Source organism: Streptomyces sp. NPDC047982 (assembly GCF_043204165.1).
Taxonomy (GTDB): Bacteria; Actinomycetota; Actinomycetes; order Streptomycetales; family Streptomycetaceae; genus Streptomyces.
The window spans coordinates 12,953-30,963 of sequence record NZ_JBIDBS010000036.1; the positions used below are offsets into that span (position 1 = coordinate 12,953).

The following is an 18,011-nucleotide window of genomic DNA, read 5'->3' on the forward strand; positions in this document are numbered from 1 at the left end:
CGACCGGCTTCGCTTCTCGCTCGCCCGGTCGGTCGCGCACACGTGTCGTACGTGTCGTGTGTCGTACGTCGTCGCGCCTCGTGCGCGCGACGACGCTCGTGTCGTGCGGTGCCGCGCCCGGTCTACTCCGGGTCGCCGTCCGTGAGATCGAGGTTCATTTCCTCTGCGGCCATCGCTTCCTCGATCTCCGCGATGATCAACTCCTCGACCTGCCGGGCGAGCAGCGCAATGGTCGGATGGTCGAACATGACACGGGCCGAGGGGTTGATGTCGAACACGGTTCGGACCCTAGCAACGACGCGAAGACTCAGAACCGAGTTTCCGCCCAGGCCGAAGAAGTCGTCCTCGACGCCGACCCGTTCGAGCCCCAGCACCTCCGTCCAGATCTCGGCGAGTGCCTCCTCGGTGGGGGTGCGCGGCGCGACGTGGTCGGCCCGGCTGCCGTATTCGGGGGCCGGCAGCGCCCGCCGGTCGAGCTTGCCGTTGACGGTGAGGGGCAGCCGTTCGAGCGGGACGAAGGCCGCGGGCACCATGTAGTCGGGCAGGGCGGCCCCCAGGGCCTCCCGCAGCGGCCGGTCGTCGAACGAAGCGACCGCCGCGGCCGGGTCGCCGTCGGCGCGCGGGACGACGTAGGCCACGAGCCTCCGGTCGCCGGGCCGGTCCTCGCGGACGACGACCGTGCCCTGGGCGACCTGCGGGTGGCGGACGACCTGGGCCTCGATCTCGCCGAGTTCGATGCGGAAGCCGCGGATCTTCACCTGGTCGTCGCTGCGGCCCAGGTACTCCAGCATCCCGGCCGCGTTCCAACGGGCGGTGTCGCCGGTCCGGTACATACGCTGCCCGGGCGCTTCGCCGTACGGGTCGGCGACGAACCGCACCGCGCTGAGGCCGCGCCGCTCCAGGTAGCCGCGGGCGAGGCCGCCGCCCGCGATGTACAGCTCGCCGCGGACGCCGGTGGGCACGGGCCGCAGCGCGTCGTCCAGGACGTAGGCACGCAGGTGGGGCATGGCCCGGCCGATGACGCTCCCGGAGCCTTCACGGGCGAAGGCCGCCTCGGCGGGACGGCTGGTGACGTGCACGGTCGTCTCGGTGATGCCGTACATGTTGACCAGCCGGGGCCCGTCGACGCCCGAGCGCTCCACCCAGGAGCCGATCCGGGTCCAGTCGAGCGCCTCGCCGCCGAAGACGACGGTGGCGAGCGCCAGTCGCTCCCGCAGTCCGTCGCCGATCCGGTCGAATTCCTCGACGAGGCGGTAGAACGCGGACGGTGTCTGGTTGAGGACCGTCACCCGCTCACGGTCCAGCAGCCGGGCGAAGTCGGCGGGTGAGCGGGCGACGTCCTTGTCGACCACCACGAGTCGGCCGCCGTGCGCGAGCGCGCCCCACAGCTCCCAGACCGTGAAGTCGAAGGCGTAGGAGTGGAACATCGTCCACACGTCGTCGGCACCGAAGGAGAAGTCCTCGTGAGCGGCGGCCAGGAGGCGGGCCACGTTGCCGTGGGTGACGACCACGCCCTTGGGGCGGCCGGTGGAGCCGGAGGTGTAGATGACGTACGCGGCGGACTCCGGCGACAGCGGCCCCCTGCCGCGGACGCGCCCGGCGGTGGGGACGCCCGCGCCGCAGGGCGCATCGCCGTCGAGGACCAGCAGCGGCCGGTCCGCCACCGCGTCGGGCGGCAGGACGTCCCGTACGGCCGGATGCGTGACGACGAGCTGTGCCGCGCTGTCCGCCATGATGTAGGCGATCCGGTCGGCCGGGGCCGCCGGGTCCACCGGCACGTAGGCGCCACCCGCCTTCAGCACCGCGAGCACGGCCACGACCAGGTCGATCGAGCGCGGCAGCACCAGTCCCACGCGCGCCTCGGGGCCCACGCCGTGAGCGGCGAGGCGGTCGGCGAGCCGCTCGGCCCGCTCGTTCAGCTCCCCGTAGTCGATCGTGGTGTCTCCGAAGGTGACCGCCGGCGCCTGCGGAACCGTCCGCGCCCGCTCCTCGAACAGCGTGAGCGGGGACGGGGCGGGGACGCCCGGGTCACCGGTCTCGTTCCACGAGTCGAGCAGCAGGCGCCGCTCGGCGGCGTCCATGGGGTCGTGGGCGCGCAGCGGCAGCGCGGGAGCGGCCGTCAGCGCCTTTGCCAGGGCGAGCCAGTGCCGGGCGAGCCGGTCCGCGGTCGCCGCGTCGAACAGGTCGCTGTGCACCATGACGGCCTCCAGACCACCGTCGCGGCCCGGCTGGAACTCCAGGTGCAGATCGAACTGGGCCGTGTCGCGGGGCGGCACGAACTCCGTGACACGTACGCCCGGCAGCTCGAATTCGGGCCGTGGGGTGTTCTGCAGGACCAGCATGGCCTGGACGAGCGGGGTGCGGGAGGTGTCGCGTTCGGGGGCCAGTTCCTCGATGAGCCTGCTGAACGGCACGTCCTGGTGCGCGAACGCGTCCAGCACGGTTCCGCGCACCTGCGTCAGCAGGTCGTCGAAGCTCCGCGCCTCGTCGATGGTGGTCCGCAGGACGAGCGTGTTGACGAAGAATCCGACGAGGTTCTCCAGTTCCGCCCGTTCCCGCCCTGACACGACGGTCCCGAGTGCGACGTCCCGGCGACCGGCGAACCGGGACAGGAGCAGCTGCGTGACGGCGGTCAGGGACATGAACAGGCTGGCCCCGCGGGTCCGCCCGGTCTCCGTGAGGCGGTCGGTGAGCGCGGCCGGCACATCGAACGCGTGCAGCGCGCCGCCCGTTCCCCGCACGGCCGGACGCGGCCGGTCGGTCGGCAGTTCCAGCGGTTCGAGGTCCGCCAACTTGTTTTTCCAATAGGCGAGTTCCTTGTCGAGAGCGCCGTCCGTGTCGAGGCGCTCGCGCTGCCAGACGGCGAAGTCCGGGTATTGGACCGGGGATTTCGGGAGGTCCGCCTTCTCCCCGCGTACGGCGGCGGTGTAGAGCGCGCTCAGTTCGCGGGTGATCACGCCCATGGACCAGCCGTCGGTGACGATGTGGTGCATCGCGAGGACGAGGACGTGCTCCCGCTCGGAGCACCGTGCGAGGAGTACCCGGAACAGGGGGCCCGCGACCAGGTCGAACGGGATCGAGACGGCCTCGTGGAACGCCTCGTCCAGCCCGGTCTCACGTACCGCGACCTCCAGCTCGCCGGGCGCGTGGACGGTCTGGACACCCTGGCCGTCGACGGAGTCGAAGGTCGTACGCAGGGCCTCGTGCCGGGCGACGAGTCCAGCCACGGCCGCCCGCAGCGCCACGACATCCAACTCACCCGTCAGACGCAGAGCGGTGACGACGTTGTATTCGACGCCGTCCCGGTCGTAGTCGTCCAGGAACCAGAGGCGTTCCTGGGCGAAGGAGAGCGGGAGCGGTCCGGTACGGGGTGCGGGGCGGATCCCCGGCTCCTCCGGCTCGTCACCGGCGACCTGCCCGGCCAGGGCCGCGACGGTCGGGTGGTCGAACAGGGCACGGGGGGACATGCCTGTGCCCAGGGCGCCGCGCAGCCGCGAGACGACCTTCAGACTGGAGATCGAGTCACCGCCCAGCGCGAAGAAGTCGTCGTGCACACCCACCTGTTCGACACCGAGGACATCGGCCCAGATGCCCGCGAGGATCTTCTCGGTATCGGTGCGCGGGGCGACGTACTCCTCCCCCGCGCCCGACTCCGCCTCGGGTGCGGGCAGCGCCCTGCGGTCGACCTTCCCGTTGACCGTGAGCGGCAGTTCGTCCAGGACGACGAACACCGACGGCACCATGTACTCCGGCAACAGCCCGGCCGCGTGCTCCCGGATCTCGGCCGTGTCGGGGACGTGACCGGCGGCCGGGACGAGATAGGCGACCAGGCGCTTCACCCCGGGACGGTCCTCACGGACCTGCACCGACACCACACCCACGGACGTGTGCCGCGCCAGGGCGGCCTCGATCTCGGCGACCTCGATACGGAAGCCCCGCACCTTGACCTGACCGTCACCACGGCCCAGGAAGTCCAGCCGGCCGTCCTCGCGCCACCGCACCACATCACCCGTGCGATACAACCTCCCGCCCTCACCGAACGGGTCCGCGACGAACCGCTCCGACGTCAGATCGGACCTGCCGTCATAGCCACGCGCCAGACCGCAACCACCCAGATACAACTCCCCGGGCACACCCACACCCACCAGCCGCAGCGCCGCGTCCAGCACATACGCCCGCGTGTTGTCCATGACCGAACCCAGAGGGACGGCGGACCCGCTCGTGTCGCCCACGGCCAGCGGCCCGCAGACGGCGAACGTCGTCGACTCGGTCGGTCCGTAGGCATGGATCAGCTCCGTGTCCGGGCAGTGCTCCAGCATCCGCGCCATCGCCGCACCCGACGCCGCCTCACCCCCCGTCCACACCTCACGCAGACCCGCAAAGCACCCCGGGTCCTCCCCCGCGAGCATGTCGAACAGCGCCTTCGTCAGGAACACCGACGACACCCCGGCCGCCACCGCCTCACGCACCACCGACGCGCTCAGCTCCGCCTCCGCCACGACCACGGTCCCGCCGTTCAGCAACGGCACCCACACCTCATACGTCGCCGCGTCGAACGAATGCGGCGAATGGAACAACACCGCACCATGCGCACCCGAACCCCAACGACCGTCCGCCGCCAACGCCACGACGTCCCCATGCGTGACCGCCACACCCTTCGGCACACCCGTCGACCCCGAAGTGAACATCACATACGCCAATGAGCCGGCCGCCGTTGCCACCGGCAGGGCGTTTTCGTCACACGGCACCTCGTCCACCCGCACCACGGGCACGGCCACCGCGGCGGCGCGCGGCGCCATCGCCGTGTCGGTCACGACGACCCGGGCGCCGCACTGCCCCAGCACGCGGCGCAGCCGCTCCTGCGGATACGAGGCATGCAACGGCACGTACACGCCGCCGGACTTGAGCACGGCCAGCATCGCCACGACGACGTCGACCGACCGTTCCAGCAGGAGCCCGACCCTTGTCTCAGCGGTCACTCCGCGCTCGACCAGCACCCGCGCCAGTCGATCCGATTCCGCGTCCAGCTCCGTGTAGGTGAGAGCGTTTTCGCCGCACCGTACGGCCACCGCACGCGGTGTCGCGGCGGCCCGTTCCGCGAAGGCGGCGACGACCGAGCCGCCTGCGGAGGCGCTGTCTCCGCCATCGCTCCACTCGTCGAGGACGCGCCGCAGTTCGTCGTCGGAGTGGACCGACAGGTCGCCGAGCAGAGTGTCCGGGTGCGAGCCGGTGAGGGCGTCGAGGAGGTGTTCCAGGTGGGCGGCGAGGCGCTCCGCGGTGCTCGCGTCGAAGCGGCCGGGGTCGTAGCCGAGGTCGAAGCTGAGGAGTCCGGCGGCGTAGGCCGTCAGGACGAGCGGGTAGTTGGTGGTCTCGGTGACTTGGATGTCGCGCAGGGCCAGGCCGAAGCGCCGCACGCCGTCGGTGTCGATGGGGTAGTTCTCGAACACCAGCAGGCTCTCGAAGAGCGGGGCCCCCGGGGCCAGGTCGGTCGGGATGTCGCTGAGCGCGATGTCCTCGTGGCGGCGGGCCTCGGCATGGGCGGCCTGGAGGGCGGTGAGCCATCGGGGGACCGACTGGCCGTGGTCGATGCCGACCCGTACCGGCTGGGTGTTGATGAACAGGCCGAGGATGTCCTCGGCTCCGGGCAGGTCGGCCGGCCGCCCCGACACGGTCGTCCCGAAGACGACGTCGCGGCTGCCCGCGTACTGCGAGAGCAGCAGGGCCCAGGCGCCCTGGACGATGGCGTTGACCGTGAGGTGGTGCCGGCGGGCGAACGCGGTGACCTGTGCGGAGAGTGTCTCGGAGGCGGTGCGGGCGATGTGGGCGGTGGAGCGGCCGTGACCGGTCGTGTCCTGCGGGGCGCGGTCGTGGGGCAGTGCGGTGGGCTCCGTGAATCCGGCGAGCGCGGTGCGCCAGTGGTCGAGGCCCGCCGTGCGCTGCCCGGCCCGCTCGTGGAGGCGGGCGAGGTGGTGGCGGAAGGGGGGCCTGGGGGCGGCGGTGCCGGTCGCGTAGCGGCTGATGACGTCGTCGAGGAGCGCGGCGGTGCTCCAGCCGTCGAGGAGCAGGTGGTGGAAGGTCCACACGACCCGTACCCGGTGGGGGGCGCAGCGAATGAGGACGAGCCGCATCAACGGGGCCGTGGTGAGGTCGATGCCCTCGGCGCGGTCGGCGGCGAGCAGGTCGCGCAACGCGGCCTCGCGGCGCCGCTCGGCCTCGGCCGGTTCCTCCCCGGTTGCGTCGTTCCAGTCGAGGACGGTGACCGGCAGGGTGACGTCGTCGTGGACGACCTGGACGGGGTGACGCAGTCCGTCCCAGACAGGAACGGCGCGCAGGGCGTCGGACCGGTCGACGGTGTGCTGCCAGGCGTCGGCGAGGGCGGCGGTGTCGATGGTCCGGCCGGCGGTGTCCTCCAGGAGGAAGCAGAACTGTTCGAGGTAGGCCGGTGAACCGGGTTCGGCGAGGGCGTGGAAGACCATGCCGGCCTGGAGGGGGGTGAGGGGCAGGATGTCGGCGACGCCCGTGCGGCCGTTGCCCGCGATCCGGTCGGTCTCCGTCTGGTCGAGACCGGCGAGCGGGTGGTCGGACGGGGTACGCCCGCCGTTCGCCGGGTCGGCGCAGTGGCGGAGGTAGCCGCGCAGGTCGTCGGCCAGTTCGCGGGCGAGGTGTTCGACGGTGGTGCGGTGGTGGCGGGCGGCGGAGTACGTCCAGGTGAGGGTGAGCCGGCCGTCCCGGATCTCGCCGATGACGTCGAGTTCGTGGGGCCGGGCCTCGTCGGGGGCGAATTCTCCGCCCGGGTTGAGGGTGGTCGACCGGATCCAGTCGTGGTCGGCGGTCGCGGCGTCCATACGGCCGAGGTAGTTGAAGCTGATGCGGGGTGTGGGGTGGTCGGTGAACGGGGAGTCGGTGGCGAGGTGGCGCAGCGCGCCGTACCCGATGCCCCGGTCCGGGACCGCGCGCAGCTGCTCCTTGACCGCCTTCACCGCGGCCCCGAAACCGTCGCCGTCCCCCGCATCGGGCAGGGCGGGTGCGAAGGGGTGGATGGTCGTGAACCACCCGACCGTACGGGTCAGGTCGACGTCGTCGAACAGGTCCTCCCGCCCATGCCCCTCGTAGTCCACGGCCGTCCGCTCCCGACCCGTCCACGTGCGCAGCACACGCGCCAGACACGTCAGCAGCACGTCGTCGATCCTGGTCCGGTAGACGGGCGGCACCCGCTGGAGCAGCGCCTCGGTCTCGTCGGTGTCGAGCGCGACGGTCACGGTCCGTTGGTGGGCGAGGGTGTCGGCGCCGTCGGGCACGTCGGCGGGCAGGGGGCCGGTGTGGGCATCGGCGAGGGCGGCGTCCCAGTAGGGGCGCTGGTCGTCGAAGCCGCCGGTGCGGGTGTGTGCGGCGAGGCGGTCGGCCCACTGGCGCACGGAGGTGGTCTTGGGACCGAGGTCGGCGGGGTGTCCGTCGCGGATGCGGGTGTGCGCGGTGGCGAGGTCGTCGAGGAGGATGCGCCAGGAGACGCCGTCCATGACGAGGTGGTGGACGACGACGAGGATCCGGGTGACCTCGCGGTCGGGTCCTTCGCCTTGCACCGCGGTGAGAATCCGTACCAGGGGCCCGCGATCGAGGTCGAGCTCGCGCTGGGCCCGGTGGGTGAGGTCCGCCCACGCGGTGTCCCCGGCCGCTCCCTCGGGGAGCGGGTGGACGGTGTGGACGGCGTCGAGGTCGACGGTCGGCTCGATGCGGCCGTGCCGGACCCCGTCCGCGCCGAGGGGGAAGACGGACCGCAGGGCGTCGTGCCGGTCGAGGACCGCGGCGACGGCGGCGCGCAGGGCGTCCGGCCGGGTGCCGGGCGCGGGGGTCAGTTCCATCGCCATGTTGAAGTGGTGCGGGGCCACGGGGTGCGTGGTGAAGAACCACTCGCGGATGGGGGTGGTGGGGATCTCGCCCCGCAGCGTGCCCTGTTCGGCGCGTACGGTCGGCGTGCTCCGGCTGTCCGCGGCGTCTGCGTGGGCGGCGAGGGCGGCGACGGTCTGGTGGGCGAAGATGTCGCGGGAGGCGAGGTCGAGTCCGGCCTGGCGGGCGCGGGTGACGACCTGGATGCTGAGGATGGAGTCGCCTCCCAGGGCGAAGAAATTGTCCTGCGCGCCGATGTCCGCCAGGTCGAGGACCTCGGCCCAGATCTCGCAGAGCGTCCGTTCGGTGTCGGTGCGCGGGGCGATGTGCCCGGCCGTGCTGTCGGTGTCAGGGGCGGGCAGGGCCTTGCGGTCGGTCTTTCCGCTGGTGTTGAGCGGCATCCGGTCGAGCGTGACGAAGGCCGACGGCACCATGTACGCGGGGAGTTCGCCGGCCGCGTGTGCCCGCAGGACGTCCGCGTCCGGGTGGGCGCCGGGCCGCTCCGGTGTCACGTACGCGACGATCCTCGGGTGGCCGGGACGGTCCTCGCGTACCACGGCGGCTGTCTGGGCGACCGACGGGTGGCGGGCGAGGACCGCCTCGATCTCGCCCAGCTCGATGCGCAGGCCGCGCAGCTTGACCTGGTCGTCCGCCCGTCCCTGGTAGGCGAGTTGGCCGTCGGGGTGCCAGCTGGCGAGATCGCCGGTGCGGTAGAGCCGGCCTCCCGTTCCGGCCGGGTCGGCGACGAAGCGCTCCGCGGTGAGACCGGCCCGGTCGTGGTAGCCGCGGGCGAGGCCCGGGCCGGAGACGTACAGCTCGCCCACGACCCCGACGGGGACGGGGCGGAGCCATGGGTCGAGGACGGCGACGTGTGCGTCGGCGACGGGTTCGCCGATCGGCGGGGCGCCCGCGCCCGGCGTGAGGGCATCGCTCATCGAGGCGGCGATGGTCACCTCGGTCGGACCGTACGCGTTCACCATGATCCGGCCGGGGGCCCAGCGGGCCACGAGGTCCGGGCCGCACGCCTCGCCGCCGGTGGCCACGACCCTCAGGTCCGGGAGATCACCGGCGGGCATGGTGCCGAGGACGGTCGGCGGGATCAGGGTGTGGCTGATGCGCCGGTCGGCGAAGAAGCGGTGGAGCGCCTCGCCGACGAGGGGGCCGTGGCCGTCGGGGACGACCAGGGTGCCGCCGCCCCCGAGGGCCATGAGGAGTTCCATGACGGAGGCGTCGAAGCCGGCGGAGGCGAGCTGCACGACGCGGGCGGTCGGGCCGGTGCGCAGGCGTGCGCAGGCCGCGGCGGCGAAGCCGGCAATGCCTCGGTGGGTGACCACGACGCCCTTGGGGCGGCCGGTGGAGCCGGAGGTGTAGATCATGTACGCGGCGGCGTCCAGGGGGATCCGCACGTCGGGCGCGGTGGCGGGCCGGGCGGCGGTCTCGCGCCGGACCCTGGGGTCGTCCAGGTCGAGTACGGGCAGGCCGAGGACGGACGGGGTCGGCGGTTGCGCGCCGGACGGGTCGCCGGCGCGGATCACGAGCCGGGCGCCGCAGTCCCGCAGGACGTGGTCGAGGCGCTGTGCGGGCCACTCCGGGTCGACGGGGACGTAGACGCCGCCCGCCCGGACGACGGCGAGGAGGCTGACCAGCCAGTCGGCCGAGCGGGGCTGGAGGACGGCGACGCGGGTCTCGCGGCCCACGCCCCGGGTGCGCAGCAGGTGGGCGAGCCGGGCGGAGGCGGCGTCGAGCTGCGCGTAGCTGAGGCGGGTGTCGCCGTGTTCGACGGCGAGCGCGTCGGGGGCCGCGGCGGTGCGTGCGGCGAACAGGGCGGGCAGGGTCAGGGCCGGGGTTGCGGCGCCGATGGCGGAGCGGCCCCACTCTTCGACGATGCGTTGCCGTTCGTCGTGCGTGAGGTGGCCGATGGCGGCGGTGGGGCGCTCGGGGTACGCGGTCAGCTCCTGGGCGAGGGCCACCCACTGACGGCCCAGGCGTCGCATCGTGGCGGCGTCGAACAGGTCGGTGCTGTATTCCAGTTCCACATCGAGTCCGCCGTCCCGAGCCGAGAACTCGAGGGTGAGGTCGAAGCGGGCGGAGGCGCGCGGCACGGGGACGCGTGCGGCGGGCAGTCCGGCGAAGTCGCTGAGGCCGTCGGCGTCGCCGAAGGCGTTCTGCAGGACGAGCGCCGCCTGCACGAGCGGGGTGCGGCTGGGGTCCCGCTCGGGCGCGAGTGCCTCGACGAGCCGGTCGAACGGCACGTCCTGGTGGGCGAAGGCGTCCAGGACCACACCGCGGGTGCGGTCGAGCAGGTCGCGGAAGGAGCAGGTCTCATCGACGCCGACGCGCAGCACGAGAGTGTTGACGAAGAACCCGACGAGGTCCGCGGTGTCCTGGTGGTCGCGGCCCGAGGTGACGGTGCCCAGGGCGATGTCGCGGCGCCCGCTGTGGCGGGCGAACAGTAGCTGGGTCACGGCGGTCAGCGCCATGAAGAGGCTGGCCCGCTGCTGCCGGGCGAGGCCGGTCAGGCGCCCGGTGACGTCGGCGGGCACGTGGAAGGTGTGCAGTGCGCCGCTCGCGGTACGGACCGCGGGGCGCGGCCGGTCGGTGGGGAGGTCGAGCACGGGCAGGTCAGCGAGGCGGTCGCGCCAGTGGTCGAGCCGGGCGTCCAGGGCGTCGCCGTCGGTGCGGGCGCGCTCCCAGTCGGCGTAGTCGGCGTACTGGACGGGGAGTTCGGGCAGCCCGGCCGGGGCCGTACCGTCGCGGCGGGCCGCGTACAGGGCGCCCAGGTCGCGCACGAGGACGCCGACGGACCAGCCGTCGGTGACGATGTGGTGCTGGGTGAGCAGGACGACGTGCTCGCCGGGCCCAAGAGCGACGGCGAGCACCCGCAGCAGCGGTCCGGTGCGCAGGTCGAACGGGACGGACTGCTCGGCGAGGAGGACCCGGTCGAGAGCCGCTTCGGCGTCGGCTTCCGTGGTGAGGTCCACGGTCCTTACGGGGACGGCGAGTTCGGGCCGCACGATCTGGACGGGCCGGCCGTCGTGGTTCTCGAAGACGGTGCGGAGGGTCTCGTGCCGTGCGACGAGGTCGCCGACGGCGGCGCGCAGCGCGTCGAGGTCCAGATCCCCGGTGATCCGCAGGGCGGCGGCCGTGTTGTACTCGACGCTGCCGGGGGCGAACTCGTGCAGGAACCACAGGCGTTGCTGAGCGGGCGCGAGCGGCAGCGGCCCGCTCCGGTCGGTCAGCACGGGGATGCGTTCCGGTTCGCCCCGCTCCCCGCCCGGATCGCTCTCGACGAGAGCGGCGAGGGCGGCCGGTGTCGGATGGTCGAAGAGCGTGCGCCAGGTGAGCGCCGCGGCCAGCTCGGCACGGATGCGGGTGACGACCTGGAGGGCGAGCACGGAATCGCCGCCGAGATCGAGGAAGTCGTCGTCGGCTCCGACCCGTGTGACGCCCAGGACCTCGGCCCAGATCGCGCACACGGCGGTCTCCGCAGGCGTCCGCGGGGCGGTGTAGGGGCGGTCGGCGTCCTGCGCGGGGGCGGGCAGGGAGCGCCGGTCGAGCTTGCCGTTGGCGGTGAGCGGCAGCGCGTCGAGGACGACGTACGCGGACGGGACCATCGCCTCGGGCAGTTCGGCGGCGGCGTGCGCGCGGACGTCCGCCACGGACGGGCGGTCGCCGTCGTGGCCGACGAGGTAGGCGACGAGGCGCTTGAGGCCCGGCCGGTCCTCGCGGGCGACGACGACGGCGCTGCGCACGGCCGGGTGGCCGGTGAGGACGGCCTCGATCTCGCCGGGCTCGACGCGCAGGCCGCGGATCTTCACCTGGTCGTCGGCGCGTCCGCCGTACTCCAGGTCGCCGTCGGGCCGCCGGCGCACGATGTCGCCGGTGCGGTAGAGCCGGTCGCCGGGCCGTTCGGTGTACGGGTCGGCGACGAACCGCCCGGCGGTGAGGCCGGTGCGGCGGTGGTAGCCGCGGGCGAGCGGGCCGCCGAGGTACAGCTCGCCCCACTCGCCGTCGGCGACGGGGCGCAGCCGGGCGTCGAGGACGTGGGCGCGGGCGCCGTCGATGGGCGGGCCGATGGGGTGCGGGCCGGTGCCGTCGGCGGGCAGCGGGGCGGAGAGTGTGGTGCAGACGGTGGCCTCGGTGGGGCCGTAGGCGTTGATGACGCGGCGTCCGCCGGTGGCCCAGCGGGCGACGGTGTCGTCGGGGCAGGTCTCGCCGCCGACGACGACGGTGCGCAGCGCGGGCAGGTCGGCGGCGGGCAGGGTGCCCAGGACGACGGGCGGCAGCATGACGTGGGTGACCCGGCGGTCGGCGAGGAGCCGCAGCAGTTCGTCGCCGAGCGGCCGGCCCGGGGCGAGGACGAGGGTCGCACCCGCGGTGAGGGTCATCACCATGTCGGCCATGGCCACGTCGAAGCTGGGTGACACGAACTGGAGGACCTTGTCACCGGCCCGCAGGTCGAGCGCGGCGGTGTGCGCGGCGGCGAGCCCGGGAAGTCCGGCGTGCGGGACGACGACGCCCTTGGGGCGGCCGGTGGATCCCGAGGTGTAGATCATGTAGGCGGCGCCGCAGGCCGCACCGTGACCGGCCGCGGGGGCGACGGCCGGGCCGGTGAGCAGGTCGGCCGCGACGTGGTCGAGGTCGATCACGCGGGCGCCGCTCTCCGTCCCCGCCTCGGTCGCCCCGGCGCAGAGACCGCCGCGGGTGACGAGCAGCCGCGGGGCGGCGTCCTCGATCATGTAGGCGATGCGGTCGGTGGGGTAGCCGGGGTCGACCGGCACGTACACGCCGCCGGAGCGCAGCACGGCGAGCAGCGAGACGACCAGTTCCGGGGAGCGGTCCAGGCAGACGGCGACCCGGTCCTCGGCCCCCGCCCCGGACCGGCGCAGCAGGTGCGCCAGCCGCTCCGCCCGCTCGTTCAGCTCCCCGTAGGTCAGGGCGGTCTCGCCGTACTCGACCGCGATGCCGTCCGGGGTGCGGGCCGCCCAGTGGGCGACCGCCTCCAGAACGGTGGCGCCCGCCGGTACCGTGTCGGACTTCCAGTTCGGCGTGGACGCCGTGTTCATGAAACCCCCTCGGGTCGTGCTGGGTGAATGCGCGTGCGTGCGGGTCGGTTGCGGGCGCGGCTCAGCCCCGCATCGACTCCTCGAGCTCCTGGAGGACGCGTTCCTCCACCGCGTCCGCGAGTGCGGCGACGGTCGGGGCGTCGTGGACGGCCCGGACGGTCAGGGACACCCCGAAACGGGTCCGGATCCTGGCGGTGACCTGGAGGGTGAGGATCGAGTTGCCGCCCAGGGCGAAGAAGTCGTCCTCGGCGCCGATCCGTTCGAGGCCCAGGACCTCCTGCCAGATGGCAACGACGGTCTCCTCGCCGGGGGTGCGGGGGGCGACGTACTCGGTCCCGGTCCGTACGGCGTCCGGGTCGGGCGCCGACAGGGCGCGTCGGTCGACCTTGCCGTTCGCGTTGAGCGGCAGCGCGTCGAGGACGACGAACGCGGCCGGGACCATGTACGCCGGCACCAGGGCCTTGAGGTGGGCGCGCAGTTCGGCCGGGGCGAAGGCGTGGCCGTCGTGCAGAACGGTATAGGCGACGAGCTGCGGTGAGGCGCCGTGGTCCTGGCGGGCCATGACGACGGCGCGGGAGACGGCCGGGTGCTTGCGCAGGGCCGTCTCGATCTCGCCGGGTTCGATGCGGAAGCCGCGGATCTTCGTCTGCTCGTCGGCGCGTCCGGCGAACTCGATGTCGCCGCCGGGCAGATGCCGGGCCCGGTCGCCGGTGCGGTAGAGCCGGTCGCCCGGCCGGTCCCCGTACGGGTCGGCCACGAACCGCTCGGCGGTCAGCGTGGGCCGGCCCAGGTAGCCGCGCCCGACGCTCGGGCCGCCGAGATACAGCTCGCCGGTGACGCCGACGGGCGCGGGCCGCAGCGCCTGGTCGAGGATGTACATGCGGATGCCCGGGTTGGGGCGGCCGATGGGGACGCTCGGGGTGTCGGGCAGCGTGTCGGCGTGCACCGGGTACAGGCAGGACTCGACGGTGGCCTCGGTCACCCCGTACGTGTTGAGGACGGTCGTCGTCGCCGTGTCGGTGCGCTCCAGGAGGCGGCGGCAGTCGTCGGTGCGCCACAGGTCCGCGCCGACGGCGAGGACCCGCAGCGGTGGCAGCTCCTCGCCGCGCCGGGCGGCCTCGTCGGCGAGGGCGGTGGCGAGGGCGGGCACCGTGTCGAGGTGGGTGACGCCCGCTGAGCGCACGAGGTCGAGGACGCGCCCCGGGTCGTTGACGGTGTCGGCGGGCGCGAGGACGAGCGCGCCGCCGTGGCACAGGGCGTGCACGAGGTCGGAGACGAACACGTCGAAGGACATGCTGGCGACGTTGAGCTGCCGCACCTGCCGCCCGTCGGTGAACCCGTAGGCGGCGTCCCACGACGCGGCCCCGTGGCTGATGCTGCGGTGCTCGATCTGGACGCCCTTGGGCCGCCCGGTGGAACCGGACGTGTAGATGACGTACGCCAGGTCCCGGGGCCGCACCCGCGTGGTGGGCGCGGTGGCGGGGTGGCGGGCCACGGCGCGGCGCAGCGGCTCGGCGTCCAGGGCCAGTACGGTCGCGTCGACGGGCGGCAGCGTCCGGGCGAGCGAACTTCGGGTGAGGACCATCCGGGCTTCGCTGTCGGCCAGCACGTACGCCAGGCGTTCGGCGGGGTGGGCCGGGTCGAGGGGCACGTAGGCGCTGCCCGCCTTCAGCACGGCGAGCAGGGCCACGACCGTCTCGGTACCGCGCTCCAGGCAGATCGCGACGACGACCCCGGGGCCGGCACCGCGGGCGACGAGTTCGTGTGCGAGCCGGTTGGCGCGGGCGTCGAGCTCGGCGTACGACAGGACGTCGTCGCCGCACAGCACGGCGTCGAGGTCCGGGGTGCGGCGCGCCTGCGCGGCAATCAGGTCGTGCAGGCAGGTCCCGTCCTCGTACGGGATGGTCCCGCCGCTCCAGCCGCCTGGCTCGACGAGCCGGGCGCGTTCCTCGGAGGGCAGCATGGACAGTTCGGCCGGGCGGACCGTCGGATCGTCGGCCATGGCCCGCAGCAGCGCGCGGAGTTGGGCGGACAGGCGGGTGACCCGGTCGTGGTCGAACAGCGCGGGGTCGTAGGAGAGGTGCAGGGCGAGCCGGTCGGCGTCGGCGTACGCGGTCAGGTCGAGCGGGTAGCTGGTGGTGTCGACGGCGGTGACGTCGGTGACGCGCAGCCCGTGCGCGGCGGCGGCCTCCTCGTTGCCGGGGTAGTTCTCGAAGACGACGATGCTGTCGAACAGCTCGTTGCCCTGCGGGAGTTCGGTCGCGCACTCACGGATGCCGTGCAGGGACAGGTGCTCGAAGCGGTGGGACTCCACTTGCTCGGCCTGGAGTCCGCGCAGCCAGTCGACGACGCTGCCGGACCCGCCGACGTCGGTGCGCACCGGCAGGGTGTTGAGGAAGTTGCCGACGGTCGACTCGATGCCCGGCAGGTCGGCGTGGCGTCCGGAGACGGTCGCACCGAAGCACACGTCGGTCTCTCCCGCGTAGCGGGCGAGCATCAACGCCCAGGCGCCCTGGACGACCGTGTTGAGGGTGAGTCCGTGTTCCCTCGCCATCCGTGACACGGCGGCCGCATCGGCGGGGGCGAGTTCGGCCCGCACCCGCCGGGCGGCGTGCGCGCGGTGTCCCGGGGCCGGTGTCCGGTCGACCGGCAGCGGTGTCGGCGCGCGGAATCCGTCGAGGACCCGCCGCCAGTGCTCCTCGGCGGCCTGCGGGTCCTGGCGGCCCAGCCAGGCGACGTAGTCGGCGAACGGCGGCCTGGCAGCCGGGGCCGGGGCGCGCTCGCCGCGCGTCAGCGCCGTGTAGTGGGCGAAGACGTCCGCGAAGATCCGGGAGGTGCTCCAGCCGTCGAGGACGATGTGGTGGAACGTCCACACGACGCGGACGGCGCCGGGCCGTTCCGGTATCAGTGCGATGCGCATCAGCGGCCCGGTGGTGAGGTCGATGCCGGTGGCCAGTTCGGCCGCCGCGACGGCGACGGGGTCCGCGCCGGCCGGCTCGTGGCGCACGGTGAGCGCGGCGTGTCGGCGCACGACCTGGAGGGGCTGCGGCACGTCCTCCCACACGAGGTGGGTGCGCAGCGCCGCAGTGGCGTCCACGACCCGCTGCCATGCCTCGGCGAGGGCCTGCGGGTCTCCGGCTCCCTCCAGCACGAACGACACCTGGTCGAGGTAGACGCCCGGGTCGGCGAGCGTGTGGAACAGCATGCCGCTCTGCAGCGGGGTGAGCGGATAAACGTCCTCCACGTCCTGCGCCTGCCGTCCGGCGCCTGCGAGGGCGTCCACGGCGGCCTGGTCGAGCCGGGCGAGCGGGAAGTCGGAGGGCGTGCGCCCACCGGCCTCGGGCCGGGCGCAGTGGCGCACGAAGCCGCCGATCTGCGCGGCGAGGGCGTGTGCCAGACGCTCGATGGTGGCCGTGCGGTGCCGCTCGGTGGAGTACGTCCAGGTGAAGGTCAGCCGTTCGTCCGTGACGACACCGATCACGTCCAGCTCGTGGGCGCGCTGCTCGTCGGGGTGGTGGTCGCCTCCGACGGGCGGCAGCGCCCGCCCGAGGAGGCCGTCCGCGGACGGGCCGCCGCCCAGGCCGGCCGTGGCGTCGAACCGGCCGTGGAAGTTGAAGCTGATGCGGGGTGTGGGGTGGTCGGTGAACGGGGAGTCGGTGGCGAGGTGGCGCAGCGCGCCGTACCCGATGCCCCGGTCCGGGACCGCGCGCAGCTGCTCCTTGACCGCCTTCACCGCGGCCCCGAAACCGTCGCCGTCCCCCGCATCGGGCAGGGCGGGCGCGAAGGGGTGGATGGTCGTGAACCACCCGACCGTACGGGTCAGGTCGACGTCGTCGAACAGGTCCTCCCGCCCATGCCCCTCGTAGTCCACGGCCGTCCGCTCCCGACCCGTCCACGTGCGCAGCACACGCGCCAGACACGTCAGCAGCACGTCGTCGATCCTGGTCCGGTAGACGGGCGGCACCCGCTGGAGCAGCGCCGCCGTCGTCTCCGTGTCGAGGGTCACCTCCACGGTGGACTGGACGGCCATCGTGTTGCGTCCGCCCGGGAAGTCGACGGGAAGGGCGACGGCGTCCGGGGCGGCGGCCTCGTGCCAGTAAGCGACCTGGTCGTCGAACCCGCCGTCGGCGGTGTGCCGGGCGAGCCGGTCGGCCCATTCCCGCACGGACGAGGTCCGTGCGTCGAGGCGTACCGCGTCCCCGGCTCGGGCCTGGGCGTACGCCGCCTCCAGGTCCTCCAGGAGGATGCGCCAGGACACGCCGTCGACGAGGAGGTGGTGGGCCACGATCCCGAGCAGCGCCGGGCGGTCCGGGCCCCGGTCGCCCACGACGACGCGGAACAGCGGCCCCGAGGCGAGGTCCATCCCCGCCTGAGCGGCGGCGACCTGGGCACGCCATGTGCCGGTGTCGCCGGTGTGAACAGTGAGGACGGAGTCCACGGCGACATCGGTGACGGGAGCGATGACAGCGGTCCACGCGTCGGCGCCGGGTGTGCGGTGGAACGTGGAACGCAGCCCGTCGTGCTGGGCGACGAGCGCGGCAACAGCGGCCCGCAACGCGGGTACGTCGACTTCTCCGGCCGACTCGAACGCCATCGACATGGCGAAGTGGTGCGGCGCCGACGGGTGGTGGGCGAAGAACCACTCCCGGATCGGGGTCGCCGCGACCGGGCCGGAGACCGGCGGCCGGGCCCCGGTCTCCTCCTCCGCCGACGGGTCGGCGGAGGAGGACGTGTGCGAGACGGCGGCGAGGTCGGCGACGTTCTGCCGCTGGAAGACGTCCCGCGAGGTCAGGGTGATCCCGGCACGACGGGCGCGGGAGACGACCTGAAGACTGGAGATGGAGTCGCCGCCGAGGCTGAAGAAGTTGTCGTGGACGCCGACACGTTCGACACCGAGGACGTCCGCCCAGATGCCCGCAAGAGTCTTTTCGGCGTCGGTGCGCGGGGCGACGTACTCCTCCCCCGCCTCCGCCTCGGGTGCGGGCAGCGCCCTGCGGTCGACCTTCCCGTTGACGGTGAGCGGCAGTTCGTCCAGGACGACGAACGCCGTCGGCACCATGT

At 73.5% G+C, this 18,011-nt stretch carries 2 protein-coding genes; both read right to left on the reverse strand.

Going from position 1 to position 18,011, the window contains the following annotated elements; translation table 11 throughout:
- Positions 1-122: 122 nt before the first annotated feature.
- Positions 123-12,950, reverse strand: a complete 12,828-nt coding sequence (locus tag ACGF2V_RS29775) for an amino acid adenylation domain-containing protein (protein ID WP_362710737.1) — start codon at positions 12,948-12,950, stop codon at positions 123-125.
- Between the two features lie 61 nt (positions 12,951-13,011).
- Positions 13,012-18,011 (reverse strand): amino acid adenylation domain-containing protein (locus ACGF2V_RS29780; RefSeq protein ID WP_362710740.1); only part of this gene is annotated, 5,000 nt, incomplete at its 5' end.